The following is a 15,026-nucleotide window of genomic DNA, read 5'->3' as shown; positions in this document are numbered from 1 at the left end:
AAAATTGGTGGTACAGATATTGAGGTAATTATTACCTATATTTGTACCATGAAGATTATTGTAAACTTTGTATTATTCATGTTTCTGTCATTTCTGGCGGTTCCTACTATTGTGAGCCTGTTACAGGATGATGCTGATATGTCTATGGTTTACAGTCTTACCGAAGAGGAAATTCAGAAAGAAATAAAAGAAGTAAAAGCAGCTCCTTCTTATCTGGAGCTGCATTTTGCTTTCTTTGCACCTGCAAAAAAAACTACTATAATCAATTCAGCAAATCCCGGTGAACATGATAATGTATCGCGGGATATATGCTCACCACCTCCCGAACTTATATAATTCAATTTTAAGCCTGTATTGGGCAGCTCTCATATGCATGTGCAACTGAGAGAATAATTGCATTATATATATTTTCGATTATGACAAAAAAGATGAATTTTTTTGGCAGTCTTAAGGCTAATTTTCCATCAGGCCTTGTAGTTTTTTTAGTGGCTTTACCATTGTGTCTGGGTATTGCCCTGGCATCGGGTGCTCCACCCTTATCAGGTATAATATCGGGCATTATTGGTGGGATAGTTGTAGGTTCACTCAGCACTTCCCATATAAGCGTTTCGGGTCCTGCCGCCGGGTTAACAGCTATTGTATTAACAGCTATATCTACGCTTGGCTCATTTGAAATTTTTCTACTAAGCGTTTTTCTTGCCGGTGTTTTTCAATTAATACTTGGATTTATAAAGGCAGGTAGTATCTCTAATTATTTTCCATCAAATGTTATAGAGGGCATGCTTGCGGGTATTGGTATAATTATTATACTAAAACAGTTGCCGCATGCAGTAGGTTTTGATACCGATTTTGAAGGAGACCAGTCTTTTTTTGAAAGGGGGGGCGGCAATACCTTTTCTTCCATTATTGGCGCATTAGACTATTTTCATTTAGGAGCTATTATTATAACGGTGGTTTCTATAACAATTCTTTTGCTTTGGAATGAAGTGCCCGCACTTAAAAAGCTTAAACTGGTGCCGGGAGCACTTGTTGCAGTAATAATAAGTATTGTACTGAATGAGATATTCATCAGAACTGGAAGCCGCTTAGAGATTGCTCAGACCCATTTGGTAAAATTGCCTGTACCGCAATCTTTTGAAGATCTTAAAAATATTATTGTAATGCCTGATTTTTCAGGATTTAATAATATAAAAGTCTGGATTACCGCAGGTACCATTACTGTTGTAGCATCTATTGAAACATTGCTTTGTATAGAAGCTTCAGATAGGATGGATGTACAAAAAAGATACACCAATACTAACACAGAACTTAAAGCACAGGGTATAGGTAATATGGTAAGTTCGCTATTAGGTGGCCTGCCAATGACATCTGTAGTTGTACGTTCTTCGGCGAATGCCAGTGCCGGTGCAAAAACAAAATTATCGGCAGTTATACATGGTGTTTTGTTACTAATATGTGTTTTGGCAATACCCGCCATGCTTAATAAAATACCATTAGCTACGCTAGCTGCTGTGCTGATTATGGTTGGTTATAAATTGGCTAAGCCTGCTATATTTATACATTTTTGGCATAAAGGAAAATATCAGTTTGTACCGTTTATAGCTACCTTACTTGCTGTTGTGTTTACCGATTTGCTTAAAGGTGTTGCATTGGGTATGATAATAAGCATTATCTTTATTTTAAGGGGCAACCTTAAAAGAGCTTATAATTTCAGGAAAGAAGAATATGCCGAAGGTGATGTAATTCATATAGAACTTGCACAGGAGGTTTCTTTTTTAAATAAGGCTGCTATTAAATCTACGCTTAACGACATACCGGCAGATTCTAAAGTTGTTATTGATGCCTCTGATACAGTATATATAGCTCACGACGTACTTGACCTGATTGAGGAATTTAGGGATATTAAGGCTAAAGAACGAAATGTAAAAGTTAAGCTTATAGGCTTTAAAGAAGCATATGAGCTTGAAAATACCGGTACAGGAAAACAAAATGTATTTGTAGAACATAAGGAACATAAAATAAAATAAAATAAATTTTGTGCATAGCACAACTATATAAAAGATTAATATTATGGCAGATATAAACGACCACACAAGTGATTTTTATAAAAAAATCTTAGATAATAATAAAATATGGTCTCAGACAAAGCTGAGTGAAGATCCTGAATATTTTGAGAAACTATCAAAAGGCCAGTCGCCGCCTTTATTATGGATTGGATGTTCTGACAGCCGTGTGCCGGCTAATGAAGTGATTGGCGCACAGCCCGGAGAAGTATTTGTACACAGAAACATAGCAAATATGGTTGTACATTCTGATATGAACATGTTAAGCGTACTGGATTATGCCGTAAATGTTTTAAAGGTTAAGCACGTTATTGTTTGCGGGCATTATGGCTGTGGTGGTGTAAAAGCTGCTATGGGCAACGATTCTATAGGGCTTATAGATAACTGGATACGCCACATTAAAGATGTGTATCGCCACCACAATACATACCTGGATTCTATTATAGATGAAAATGACAGATTTAATGCTTTTGTGGAACTTAACGTTAAAGAACAGGTTTCCGGCCTTGCTAAAACTTCTATCGTGCAGAACGCATGGAGAAACGGGCAGGAGCTTTGCCTTCACGGATGGGTTTACGGCCTGGATACAGGTATTGTGAAAGATCTGGAGGTTAATTATTGCGATAATGGCGACCTTGGTAAAGTTCACCGCCTGCAGTTTTAATTATTGTTTTACCGTTGTTTTATTTTGTATAACGAAGGCCGTTTCTTTTTTTGAAACGGCTTTTTTATTCGTTATCAAGATTCTCATTAAATACTGATGGCAGCATTTGAGGAATAAATTTTATTAGCAGGGGTAATAAAAGGCTCCCGCCCGGTAATAAGAAAATAGTAAGCGATGGTACTGTTTTGCATATTTCCAGCAATTGTTTTTTTACTTTTTTCTTTTCTTTTTCATCAAGGTTACGATGGGTTGAATGAGTAAGAAGCAGCATTAACTCACCATTATTTGATAATTCTTTTATAAGGCGGTTTTTATTACGGTTTATAAGTAATACCACAGATTGCGACGCATGTTCGTAAAAATGTTTAACCGGATTAGAATATTTAAAAAACGGAATTTCTTTACGGTTAAGTTTAATGAACACATCAAAAGAAGCAATACTTTCGGCAGCAATATCATCACTTAACTCTAATTGTGCTGCCAGACTATATAAAAATTCAATTTCGCTTTGCTGCGCTGCACCGTCACTCCATATAGCCATGCCCGCCATGTCCAGTAAATAGTTTTTTTCAGGCTTAGAAGTAAAATAGTCCAACTCTAGTTTATCAAGGTCTTGCGCATTTATCTTCGAGAACTTAGTATAACGTACAGATGCTTCAAACAGTTTTATAAGCAACTCATCATAGTCAGATATTTTGTCTTTTGCCTGTAAAGCTAACGACACTATACTCATAACTGTTTCTTCAAGCTTTTTAAGGTACTTTTGAGGTATCTCGTTGTTTAGTAAATATTGACGAAAAGCCAGTACATCCATAAACAGCAGGGCATTAGTAAGTATATGCGAAAAATTACGGCTTATAATGTTGCTGTTGGTTTTAATACGCTCATCAAGAATTTCTTCGAGTTCGTGGCTGGGTGATGAAGCAGGCAATACCTTTTTAAAGAAATCAAACCCTCCCGGGGTCATTTCTTTATAAAAAAGTATGGTTTTTTCTATAAACTTTTGTGTGTCATCCTGCTTTTCAACAAGCCTGAATACATCGTATAAGGTATTAAGCAGGGCAACTTTTGTAATTTCTTCAGTTATCCAGCCTTTGGTTTCTTTTGAATCTATATTACTGAAAGATACTACGTGGCCATATATAAACCCTGCATCCCTCACAGATCGGTAAAAATCGTGGGAATTTGCGTAAACAGGTAACTTGCTTTTTAGCTGTGCAAAAAACTTGTCTATCCAGCCGCTTGCAGATGGGTTTATCATTGTGGGATATTTGTTGCAAAACTATGCATTTTTTTAGGTATTGAACAAGCGTTAATTAAAACCTATATTTTATTGATGTTAAATTTACAACTTAATAAATGCAATAACTTTGTTATACAACCAATTTATTATGACATTAAAGGCAGGTTATCCATTTTGGCTTATTAAAGACGGCCTTCCGTTTACTTTTCCTAAGCTTGATCACGATATAGAAACTGAGGTGGCTATAATAGGTGCCGGTATATCGGGCGCATTGGTACGCTACCATCTTATAAATGCAGGTATAAAATGCATTACTATAGATGCACGGACAATAGGTTTAGGCAGTACCAGTGCCAGTACCTCATTGTTGCAGTATGAAATAGATGTTCCGCTATATAAACTTTCAGAAATGATTGGTAAAGATAAAGCAGAACGGGCGTACCAGCTTTGCAGTGAAGCTATAGATAAACTGGGGGAAATTGTAAAAGCGAGGGGAGCAGATTATTTTGAGAAAAAAGAAAGTCTTTTTTATGCGGCTTATAAAAAAGATGTAAAAGGACTTAAACAAGAATTTGAAGCCAGAAAAGCTGCAGGTTTTAAAGTACGTTATCTTGAGGCAGAAGCTCTTAAGAAAGAATTTAATATTGATGCACCAGGTGCAATACTATCTGAACAGGGCGCGCAGACAAATGCATATATGCTTACACATTGCCTTTTACAGCATAAACACAAAGGAGGTAAAGCTAATGATATATTTGATCGTTCACCAGTAACCAATATAAAGCATAATAAAGATGGTGTAGTTTTAAAAACAGAATCAGGACATACCATTAAAGCTAAAAAGTTGATTTATGCTACTGGATATGAAGTAGTGAATTTTATTGATAAAAAAGTTGTAGACCTTCAATCTACCTATGCCGTTGTAAGTGAACAATATAATGAACGTGATTTTTGGAAAGATGAAGTACTTATCTGGAATACGGCAAACCCTTACTTATATATGCGTACAACTCCCGATAATAGGGTGCTTATAGGAGGGCGGGATGAAGATTTCAGCGATCCACACAAGCGGGATAAGCTTATGAAAAGAAAGACAGGACAGTTGGTTAAGGATATAAATAAAATATTTCCGGATTTAAAATTTAAACCTGAGTTTGTCTGGACTGGTACTTTCGGATCTACAAAAGACGGGCTTCCTTACATCGGTGAGTATAGCAAGCTGCCTAATAGCTATTTTGCGTTAGGTTTTGGAGGTAATGGTATTACATTTAGTTTAATAGCTGCCGAAATGATTACAGACCTGATATTAGGAAAAGAAAACAAAGACATTGAACTTTTTGCCTTTGACCGCTAACCCGATGTTTTAGTATTTTGCTAACACTTATTGTGATAACCATAACAAGGATGCACCATTTAATGGGTTAACTTCGTACAGAACAAATTAATAATACAAAAATAACCTATTATGAAAAGGACATCACTATTAAGTAAAGCGCTTTTAGGAGCAGCAGTTGTAACTTTATCTTTCGGGATTCAGTCATGTAAAAATGAAACAAAAAATGAAGACGCTAAAGAAGTTGCAGAAGACCAGAATGAAGCTAAATTTGACGACGTAAATGACGAAAAAGAAAGTGATTCTGATTACCTTGTTGCAGCCGCAGAAGTGGATATGAAAGAAATTGAGCTTGGTAAACTGGCTCAGACAAAAAGTACCAATCCGGATGTAAAAGCTCTTGGAAAAATGATGGAAGATGCACATTCAAAAGCATTAGCCGATCTTAAAGCAACTGCATCTAAGAAAAACATCAGTATCCCTGAATCATCTACAGAAAATGTACAGGATGCTTATAAAGACCTTAATGATAAAACGGGTCATGATTTTGATAAAGCATATGCTGATATGATGGTTGATGGTCATGAAAAAACCATTGATAAAATGGAAAAAGCTTCAGAAAAAGCTAATGATCCGGATATCAGAATGTGGGCTGCTAATATGCTGCCTGAACTAAGAAAACATTTAGAACACGCTAAAATGACTAAAGAAAAAGTTGACGCGGTTAAATAGTTATAAAACTAAATTGCTATGAGAAATTTATTATATATAATTGCTGTAATACTGATAATCTTTTGGGCTTTAGGTAGCTTTGCTTATCATGTGGGCAGTGCTTTTATTCACTTGTTGCTTTTGGTGGCAGTTGTAATGATTGTACTTAACCTGTTAAGAAGAAACCGCCCATAGGTTTGGTAATCTGTAATTATAATAAAACCCCGTAATGTATCACATTACGGGGTTTTAGTTTATATAGAGAATAAAACTATTAGGCGTCTGTTCACAGATTTATTCTCAATTCTCATTACTAAAAATTATAAAAAAATAAAACCCTGCTTTAGCAGGGTTTTATAACAAACTAAAAACTGAAATTATTAATATGGGTAAGCACCTTCGCTTACAATTTTTGCTGCAATGGTCTCTCTAAGCGCCACTACATTGGGCATATTGTTATATTTTGTAAATCGTTTAAGTCCCATCATCATCATACGTTGCTCATCACCTTCAGAGAAAGAAGCAATCCCTTCCTTACCTTTTATATTTACAATATCAACAGCTTTATATAAATAAAGCTTTGCCATTGCAATTTGTTCTTTTACTTTGTCTGCACCTTGTTTTTTAGCAAGTTTCTCTGTACGCAATATAACTGACTCTGCCATGTATATTTCGATAAGAATATCAGACGCAGCCATTAGCAATTGCTGGTGTTCGTCTAATGCAGGGCCATATTTTTGTACTGCCGAACCGGCAACCATTAAAAATGCTTTTTTAAGCTTACCTATCATTTCTTTTTCTTCAGCAAAAAGTTCAGAATAATCAGGAGTATCGAATGATGGTATTCCCATAAGTTCTTCAGCAACTTTCATTGCGGGGCCTAAAAGATCAACATGCCCTTTCATTGCTTTTTTTACCAGCATGCCTACAGACAGCATGCGGTTAATTTCGTTTGTACCCTCATAAATACGGGCAATCCTTGCATCTCTCCACGCGCTTTCCATAGGGGTGTCTTCAGAGAAGCCCATACCTCCAAAAATCTGGATACCTTCATCAGAACAGTTTTGTATATCTTCAGATACAGCAACTTTAAGTATAGAACATTCAATAGCAAATTCTTCAACGCCTTTAAGTTCTGCATCCTGATGTGATTCTCCGTTGGCAATGCGTGCATTTATACGGTCTTCAATGTTTTTTGCAGCTCTGTAACATGCGCTTTCCCCGGCATAACAACTCGTAGCCATTTCAGCAAGTTTAGAACGTATGGCTCCGAAATTAGCAATAGGAGTATTAAATTGAATACGCTCGTTGGCATATTTAGCCGCACCTGATGTTACTCTTCTTTGTGCATCGAGACATGCTGCTGCAAGTTTAATACGGCCTACGTTTAAAGCATTCATCGCTATTTTGAAACCGTTTCCTCTCTCAGAAAGCATGTTTTCTACCGGAACCTTGGTTTCATTAAAGAAAACCTGACGGGTAGAAGAGGCACGAATACCAAGTTTATGTTCTTCTTCACCAAGAGAAATACCATTTGAAGGATCATTCTCTACAATAAAGCCGGTTATGTTTTTGTCGTCTTCTATCCTTGCAAATACAATGAACAGGCTGCAAAATCCGGCATTGGAAATCCACATTTTCTGACCTGTAATTTTATAATGTGTACCATCTTCAGATAATACGGCTTTTGTTTTACCCGAATTAGCATCCGATCCCGCACCCGGTTCAGTAAGGCAGTAAGCACCAAACCATTCCCCCGATGCAAGTTTTGGTACATATTTAAGTTTTTGCTCTTCGGTTCCGTAAAGTGTAATTGGCATAGTGCCAATACCGGTGTGAGCACCAAAAGCAGTAGAAAATGAACCTGTAGCTCCCGAAATATAATCACATACAAGCATAGTAGAAACAAAGCCCATACCAAGCCCGCCATATTCTTCAGGTACAGCTACTCCAAGAAAACCAAGTTCACCTGCTTTTCGCATAGTTTCTTCGGTAAGCGCATAATCTTTTTTCTCAAAACGATCTTTGTTAGGCCATATTTCACGGTCAACAAATTCTTTAACCGTATCACGCATCATTACCTGCTCTTCCGAAAAATCCTCAGGAGTAAAGACATCTTCACTCTTTGTTTCTTTAACGAGGAATTGTCCTCCTCTTGTTATATCTATTACCTCTGACATAGTATATTTTATTTTAAATGATGAATTCTAAATTTTAAATTTTTAAAGTGCTCTCCTGTGATGTCTTTATTATTTTTGTTATGATATTAATTATGTGTTCTATATCAATTAAATAATTATTCACTGAAATTTGTGTTAAGTCTGATTTGTCAAGCAGCCGAAGCCAATATTTTGTCACTTTTGCTTCCTTAGATGCAATAGCCATTTTACTTATGAAATCCTTTTTCGACTGAGCTGCGATTGCTTCTTCAACGTTAGCGCCTATGCTTGTGCCACATCTCAATAATTGTTTGGAAATGATGAATTCATTTTCTTTTTTTAACTGTATATAAAGGTTAATAATGTTTAATGAAAACTCAAAAGTTTTTACTGCTATAATATTATCCTTCATTCATTTAAAATTTAAAATTCATCATTTAAAATAATATCTAAAGTATTTCATAAACTCCCGCTGCACCCTGTCCGGTACCTACACACATTGTTACGATGCCGTATTTGTTTTGGTTGCCACGACGTTTCATTTCATCAAATAACTGAACTGATAATTTGGCGCCTGTACAACCTAGTGGATGTCCTAACGCAATAGCACCGCCATTTACGTTTACTATATCCTGGTTTATATCAAGTTCACGCATAACAGCCAGCGATTGCGATGCAAATGCCTCGTTAAGTTCTATAAGTTCAATATCTTTTAATTGTAATCCGGCTTTCTTTAAAGCTTTCGGAATTGCTTTTACAGGGCCTATACCCATAATTCTTGGTTCTACACCGGCAGCAGCATAGCTAACCATTCTGGCAATAGGTTCAAGATTTAACTCTTTTACTAAATCTTCAGACATCACCATTACAAAAGCAGCCCCATCACTCATTTGCGATGAGGTTCCAGCGGTAACACTACCATCGGCAGCAAATACAGGTCTAAGTTTACCCAAAGCTTCTAAAGAAGTATCGGCTCTTGGTCCTTCATCTTTAGTAACTGTATAGCTTTTAGTTGCTTTTTTACCATTTTCATCTACATAAACCTGCTCAATTGTAATAGGTACAATTTGTTTATCAAATCTGCCTTCTGCCTGAGCTTTAAGTGCTTTTTGATGTGAGTTGTATCCAAAAAGATCCTGATCTTCACGGCTTACGTTAAACTGTTTTGCAACAGCTTCTGCAGTAAGACCCATTCCCCAGTAATAATCTTCATGTCCATTTTTAGCAACCTGATAATCAGGTACAGGTTTGTAACCACCCATTGGTATATAACTCATGCTTTCTGCACCTCCCGCAATAATACAATCGGCCATACCGGATTGTATTTTAGCAGTAGCCATGGCAATGGTTTCCAGTCCCGATGCACAATAACGGTTTACGGTAACACCCGGCACATCGTCAATTTTAAGTCCCATAAGGGAAATAAGACGTGCAAAGTTTAAACCCTGCTCAGCTTCCGGCATTGCATTACCTACCATTATGTCATCAATTCTTGTTTTGTCGAAATCAGGCAGTTCATTCATAATGAACTGTATGGTTTCAGCAGCCAGTTCGTCAGGCCTTTTAAAGCGAAACACTCCTTTAGGTGCTTTACCTACGGCTGTTCTGTATGCTTTTACTATATATGCTGTTTTCATGTCTAAATTATTAATCGCTTTTAATTTTACCTAAATCACTTAAGTTGTTATGCCTTAATTCAAAAAGATTTGATGTATGCATATTTTCTAAAAAATCAAAACTTTTAATTTGTTCTCGCATCTTATCAAATTCGAAAGAATTATAAAATAGAAGTACTGATTCCGAAAAACTCATTTGGGATTGTAATACATCAGCATATTGTTTTTTACTTAAGTTATTAGGACAGTTATTATTTATATATTTCAATAAATGGTAAAGATTTCTAAAATATGGACCTAAATAATTCTTATAATATTGAAATAAAATTTGGTACTTAAATTTGATATCCTGTATTAGTTTTTCGTTTGTGATGTTATCGCTAAAAAATAATCCGGAAAAATCGGAATTATCCATCTGTTCTTTAATATCATGAATTTTAATTATAGGTGATGGTGACATATTATGTTCATATTTCCATACATTTCTAAAGTCATCATGAACAAATTCAAAAAATTGTATTCCATTTACTATTGACTCAAAATTTGTTTTAGATATACTATTTTCAGTATTATAATTAATATTTTTCTTGAGTTCTAAATGAATATTAAATAAGTTGAAAAAGGTTGTTTCAAATTGCTGTTGAGCAATTAATTCTTTTTGAATTTTGAGCTCTTCTTTTTGTGATGCGAGCTCTTCTTTTTGTGCATGGAATGTTCTATAAATATATAATGTGGCGACTATTGTTAAAGAAGTACCGACTAGTCCACCAATAAATCCACCAAAAGCATCTAGCTTATCAAAGTTTATATCATAAAAAGTAATATGCCCCTTAATTATATATGCAAGGAGTGTGATTATAATTATTCCAAAAGGAATATAAAGAATTAATTTTTCCTCTTTTTTCATTTAGTTTCTCAAGGGTTTTCCTTTTGTGAGCATGAATTGGATACGTTCTAGTGTTTTGCGTTCTCCAGTCAAAGAAAGAAACGCTTCCCTTTCAAGATCAAGAAGGTATTGTTCAGTAACTAAAGTAGGTTCAGAAAGGTCGCCACCAGCCATTACATAAGCCAGTTTGTTAGCGATCTTTTTGTCATGCTCAGAGATGTAATGGCCAGCTTCCATACTGTCAGTTCCTACTAAGAACATACCCAGTGCCTGTTTACCCAGTACTTTTACATCTGTACGTTTTATAGGTTGTGTATAACCTGCTTCTGCAAGAAGCTTAGCGTGTTTTTTAGCTTCTGCAATTTGCCTGTCTGTATTTACAACAACAACGTCTTTTCCTTTTTGGAAGAAGCCAAGATCATAGGCCTCATAAGCAGAAGTAGAAACTTTAGCTGTACCTATAGTAAGGAAGTACTCCTGAAGTACATTAAGCTCAACGTCGTTTTTGCGGAAAGTATCAGAAGCACGAAGTGCCATTTCTTTAGAACCTCCACCGCCTGGAATAACCCCGACGCCAAATTCTACAAGGCCAATATAAGTTTCTGCAGCAGCAACTACCTTATCGGCATGCATGCTCATTTCGCATCCGCCACCAAGTGTCATACCGTGAGGAGCTACTACTACCGGAATAGAAGAGTAGCGTACTCGCATCATAGTGTCCTGGAACATTTTAATAGCCATGTTAAGCTCATCATATTCCTGCTCTACTGCCATCATAAATATCATTCCGATATTTGCACCTACAGAGAAGTTAGCTGCCTGGTTTCCTATAACAAGTCCGTCATATTCTTTCTCGGCAAGGTCTATTGCTTTGTTGATGCCTTGCAGTACTCCGCCGCCAATAGTATTCATTTTAGAACGGAACTCCAGATTTATTATTCCATCTCCAAGATCCTGGATGATAGCATCACTGTTGCTCCATACTTTTTTGCTTTCGCGAATATTGTTTAAAATAATAAAGGCATCCTGCCCCGGTACTTTTTTCTGTGATTTAGACTCAAGGTCGTAATAATAAGTAGCTCCATCTTTAATTGTATAGAAACTTTTATTACCGCTGGCAAGCATTTCGTTAACCCATGGAGCCAGAGTAAGTCCTTCTGCCTGTATCAATTCAATTCCTTTTTCAACACCTACAGCATCCCATATTTCAAAAGGGCCATTTTCCCAGCCAAACCCCGCTTTCATGGCATCATCTATTTTATAAAGATCATCTGTAATTTCAGGAACGCGGTTAGACACATACGAAAAAGTACCTGCAAAATTCTTGCGGTAAAATTCTCCTGCTTTATCGGTACCTTTTATAAGCACTTTAAATCGGTCTATCGGTTTGTCTATTGTTTTTGTAAGTTCAAGTGTTGCAAAAGATGCTTTCTTAGCCGGGCGGTACTCTAAAGTATCAAGATCCAGAGAAAGAATATCTTTATCTACTTTTTTGTAGAAACCTTGTCCGGTTTTGCTTCCAAGCCATTTGTTGGTCATCATTGTATCGATGAAGCCCGGTAGCTTGAAAAGCTCATGTACTTCATCGTTAGGGCAGTTTTCATATATACCGTTAGCAACATGTACAAGAGTATCAAGACCTACAACATCAACAGTACGGAATGTAGCCGATTTAGGACGGCCAATTACAGGGCCTGTAAGTTTATCTACTTCTTCTATAGTAAGCCCCATTTCTTTAACCTGATGGAAAAGACTCATGATGCCATATATACCTATACGGTTACCAATAAAAGCAGGAGTATCTTTAGCAACCACAGATGTTTTTCCGAGGAATTTTTCACCATAGTTATTAAGAAAATCTAATACTTCTTTAGAAGTTTTAGGTCCCGGTATGATTTCGAAAAGTTTTAAATAACGTGGAGGGTTGAAGAAGTGTGTACCGCAAAAATGTTGTTGAAAATCTTCGCTGCGGCCTTCGCTCATAAAATGGATAGGAATACCCGAAGTGTTGGAAGTGATAAGTGTACCCGGCTTACGGTATTTTTCTACCTGTTCAAATACTTTCTGTTTAATATCAAGCCTTTCTACAACAACTTCAATAATCCAGTCAGCATCGGCAATTTTAGCCATGTCATCTTCAGTATTACCAGTTTTTATCCTTTCAGCAAACTTTTGATGATAGATAGGAGAAGGCTTAGATTTTAAAGAGTTAGAAAGATGTTCATTAACTATCCTGTTCCTAACGGCTTTACTTTCCAGCGTCAGCCCTTTTTTTTGTTCAGCTTCGGTAAGTTCCTTTGGCGGAATATCCAGCAAAAGTACTTCAACACCTATATTTGCAAAGTGGCAGGCTATTGCCGACCCCATAACGCCGGAGCCTATTACGGCTGCCTTTTTAATAGTGCGTTTCATTATTTAAATTCTTTTTTGGTTTAACGACTGTCTGGTTATAAATCCAAACCTTCGCTTTATTTGTTATTCAGTTGGTTCGTTATTATCGTTGTTAAATACCAGTTTTTCCGATATTAACTCATTTATTATCTCTGCTACTTCCATAAAGTCATCAAGTTTTTCCTGAGATACATGTTGCCTGACAACTTCATTAAATTTTAGTACCCTGTCGCGGGACAGCTCTCTTTTTTCTTTGCCCAGCTTGGTAAGGTGTATTAATACACCGCGACCATCAACAGGATTCTTCTTTCGTACTATAAGGCCTTTTTCTTCCATCGATTTGAGTGTTCTGGTAAGGCTGGTGGGCTCCATACCCATTTGCGGACCCAATGCCGTTGATGGTATTCCGTTATCCTTATCGATAGAAAGTAGTGCAAACCCTACAGACATGCTGGCACCATACTTTGAGGCCTCCTCATTGTACATTCTTGATACGGCCTGCCAGGTTGCCCTAAGCACATAGTCTATTGTTTTATCTTTCATAGGTTATTGTTTATCAAATATACAAAAATTTGTTATGCGTGCATATTAAATTCGTAAAAAATTATTGTTAATTAAAAACACCTGCATTTTATATGGGTTTATAGTAAATATATGAATTTATTTTGAAGAATATCGCAATAAAAAACTCCCTCAAGGGAGGGAAGTTAGTCTAAAATATATTTTTTGAAATCTTTTTTCGTTATTCTAATTCTTCATTTAGATCTTGAACAAAATCATTCAGGTTTACCAGGTAGCCTGTTTTAGCTTCAACCGGAAAAACATTTATATAATAATTATTCTGTCTTATTTTGGGTATTATAATTTCCTGTAAGGTATCTATGGTGAGCTTGTACGGAATACAGTCTTTCCAGTCAGGGGTAAGGTTACTTTCTATAAAAGCCTCTTCCGGCCAAAAGGATAGCACTGTTTTATTATCAATTTCGAACAAAGCAAAATCTCCATTCTTGTCTAATATTGTCCATATTTCACCTGTTTCAGCAGTTGTATTGATGAAATGAAAATAGCGGTCCTGTGGTGGAAGTAATAGAAGATTAATTGGAGTAGTCATGCTGTAAAAGTATTATTTTGAAGATATAGTAAGATATATTGAACATGTAAAATTTTAGATTTTAAAATAAATAAAAGGTCAGAAAAATAATTACTTTTTATAGTTGTAAGGCAGTATTTATTATAAATTTATAGCACAATTTCCGGGTTCCCGAAATTATATTCCAAACCAATTAATTATTTAACTTAATGAAAAAAATTACAAGGCCGTTGTTTGCGGCTTCAATCATCGCTATCGTCTGTATTCTGAACACGGGCTGTTCAAAAAAAGAATCTCAAAAAGAAAACCAGGAGCTTCAGCATGCTGAAAGATTACTTTCGGAGACAGAGCGGGAGGCATATATGAACCAAATGCCTTTGGTTGCTTCAACAGAAAAAGACAGGAAAAAAGACATGAGTAAGGAACCTAAATTTTTTGGCTATCAAAATGTCTCAAAATTTGGCTGGCACCATTTTGATAAATTATACAATGATAGTTTGAGCAATCCTACAAAGCAGGATATAGGTTATATTATTCTATGTAAAAAAGATCTTATAGGGCAGGTCAATAAACAACCTGATAATGCAGAGCTTGTTGCAGCACTTAAAAAATATGTAGATGTATTAACAAGAACAGAATATATGGGTTATACCTCTTTGTACTATGCATTACAGACTCTAAAACCTATTGATGAAGCTTATGTAAAAGAAAAATCTGCGGTAATTTTAAAATACGCAAAAAAAGACACTTTCCATCCCATGATGATTAATGATAAGGAGAATATGAATACAGATAAAAAAACGTATAATAAATGTGTTGAAAATTTTAAATATATTTCACGAATAGCTACTTTATAATTTTAATTCGAGT

At 35.9% G+C, this 15,026-nt stretch carries 15 protein-coding genes; 7 read left to right on the top strand and 8 right to left on the bottom strand.

The window, feature by feature from the left end; genetic code table 11:
- The first annotated feature begins 48 nt into the window (after positions 1-48).
- From NHE85_RS00645 to can, 3 genes are all read left to right on the top strand, one after another.
- The gene (locus tag NHE85_RS00645; protein ID WP_252808722.1) at positions 49-336 is read left to right on the top strand and encodes a hypothetical protein; all 288 of its coding nucleotides are present in this window, start codon (positions 49-51) and stop codon (positions 334-336) included.
- Positions 337-416: 80 nt separating this feature from the next.
- Positions 417-2,027 (top strand): SulP family inorganic anion transporter, encoded by a 1,611-nt coding sequence (locus NHE85_RS00640; protein WP_252808720.1) that lies wholly within the window; start codon positions 417-419, stop codon positions 2,025-2,027.
- Positions 2,028-2,070: 43 nt separating this feature from the next.
- Positions 2,071-2,727 carry a carbonate dehydratase gene (can, locus tag NHE85_RS00635; protein ID WP_252808718.1) on the top strand — a complete coding sequence of 219 codons (657 nt, stop codon included), beginning with the start codon at positions 2,071-2,073 and terminating at the stop codon, positions 2,725-2,727.
- Between the two features lie 64 nt (positions 2,728-2,791).
- Here the strand turns inward: can and NHE85_RS00630 are convergent, their stop codons facing one another.
- Positions 2,792-3,988 (bottom strand): LETM1-related biofilm-associated protein, encoded by a 1,197-nt coding sequence (locus NHE85_RS00630; protein WP_252808716.1) that lies wholly within the window; start codon positions 3,986-3,988, stop codon positions 2,792-2,794.
- A 130-nt stretch (positions 3,989-4,118) separates the two neighbouring features.
- Between NHE85_RS00630 and NHE85_RS00625 the strand changes: the two genes are divergently transcribed.
- The 3 genes from NHE85_RS00625 to NHE85_RS00615 all read left to right on the top strand — a co-directional run bounded on the left by NHE85_RS00625 (position 4,119) and on the right by NHE85_RS00615 (position 6,209).
- Entirely contained in the window at positions 4,119-5,324 is a 1,206-nt protein-coding gene (locus tag NHE85_RS00625; RefSeq protein WP_252808714.1) for an FAD-binding oxidoreductase, read from the top strand.
- Between the two features lie 111 nt (positions 5,325-5,435).
- Positions 5,436-6,035, top strand: a complete 600-nt coding sequence (locus tag NHE85_RS00620) for a DUF4142 domain-containing protein (RefSeq protein ID WP_252808713.1) — start codon at positions 5,436-5,438, stop codon at positions 6,033-6,035.
- Between the two features lie 18 nt (positions 6,036-6,053).
- Positions 6,054-6,209 (top strand): lmo0937 family membrane protein, encoded by a 156-nt coding sequence (locus NHE85_RS00615; protein WP_252808711.1) that lies wholly within the window; start codon positions 6,054-6,056, stop codon positions 6,207-6,209.
- A gap of 185 nt (positions 6,210-6,394) precedes the next feature.
- Here NHE85_RS00615 and NHE85_RS00610 read toward each other — a convergent pair whose 3' ends face one another.
- The 7 genes from NHE85_RS00610 to NHE85_RS00580 all read right to left on the bottom strand — a co-directional run bounded on the left by NHE85_RS00610 (position 6,395) and on the right by NHE85_RS00580 (position 14,177).
- Positions 6,395-8,194: an acyl-CoA dehydrogenase family protein gene (locus tag NHE85_RS00610; protein WP_252808709.1), complete on the bottom strand. Its 1,800-nt coding sequence runs from the start codon at positions 8,192-8,194 to the stop codon at positions 6,395-6,397.
- Positions 8,195-8,228: 34 nt separating this feature from the next.
- Positions 8,229-8,585: a four helix bundle protein gene (locus NHE85_RS00605; protein ID WP_252808706.1), complete on the bottom strand. Its 357-nt coding sequence runs from the start codon at positions 8,583-8,585 to the stop codon at positions 8,229-8,231.
- A gap of 37 nt (positions 8,586-8,622) precedes the next feature.
- Positions 8,623-9,810 carry an acetyl-CoA C-acyltransferase gene (locus NHE85_RS00600; RefSeq protein WP_252808705.1) on the bottom strand — a complete coding sequence of 396 codons (1,188 nt, stop codon included), beginning with the start codon at positions 9,808-9,810 and terminating at the stop codon, positions 8,623-8,625.
- A 10-nt stretch (positions 9,811-9,820) separates the two neighbouring features.
- Positions 9,821-10,696 (bottom strand): putative phage abortive infection protein, encoded by an 876-nt coding sequence (locus NHE85_RS00595; RefSeq protein WP_252808700.1) that lies wholly within the window; start codon positions 10,694-10,696, stop codon positions 9,821-9,823.
- Positions 10,697-13,087 (bottom strand): 3-hydroxyacyl-CoA dehydrogenase/enoyl-CoA hydratase family protein, encoded by a 2,391-nt coding sequence (locus NHE85_RS00590; RefSeq protein WP_252808698.1) that lies wholly within the window; start codon positions 13,085-13,087, stop codon positions 10,697-10,699.
- A 63-nt stretch (positions 13,088-13,150) separates the two neighbouring features.
- Positions 13,151-13,609 carry a MarR family winged helix-turn-helix transcriptional regulator gene (locus tag NHE85_RS00585; protein ID WP_252808696.1) on the bottom strand — a complete coding sequence of 153 codons (459 nt, stop codon included), beginning with the start codon at positions 13,607-13,609 and terminating at the stop codon, positions 13,151-13,153.
- 199 nt (positions 13,610-13,808) lie between these two features.
- Positions 13,809-14,177, bottom strand: coding sequence for a DUF2750 domain-containing protein (locus tag NHE85_RS00580; protein WP_252808694.1), 369 nt, complete (start codon positions 14,175-14,177; stop codon positions 13,809-13,811).
- Between the two features lie 188 nt (positions 14,178-14,365).
- Here NHE85_RS00580 and NHE85_RS00575 point away from each other — a divergent pair, with 188 nt between their 5' ends.
- Positions 14,366-15,013 carry a hypothetical protein gene (locus NHE85_RS00575; RefSeq protein WP_252808692.1) on the top strand — a complete coding sequence of 216 codons (648 nt, stop codon included), beginning with the start codon at positions 14,366-14,368 and terminating at the stop codon, positions 15,011-15,013.
- Positions 15,014-15,026 lie beyond the last annotated feature (13 nt).

It is taken from the genome of Flavobacterium sp. NRK1 (genome assembly GCF_024054175.1).
Lineage (GTDB): Bacteria > Bacteroidota > Bacteroidia > Flavobacteriales > Flavobacteriaceae > Flavobacterium.
This window is presented reverse-complemented; position numbering and strand designations above follow the sequence as displayed.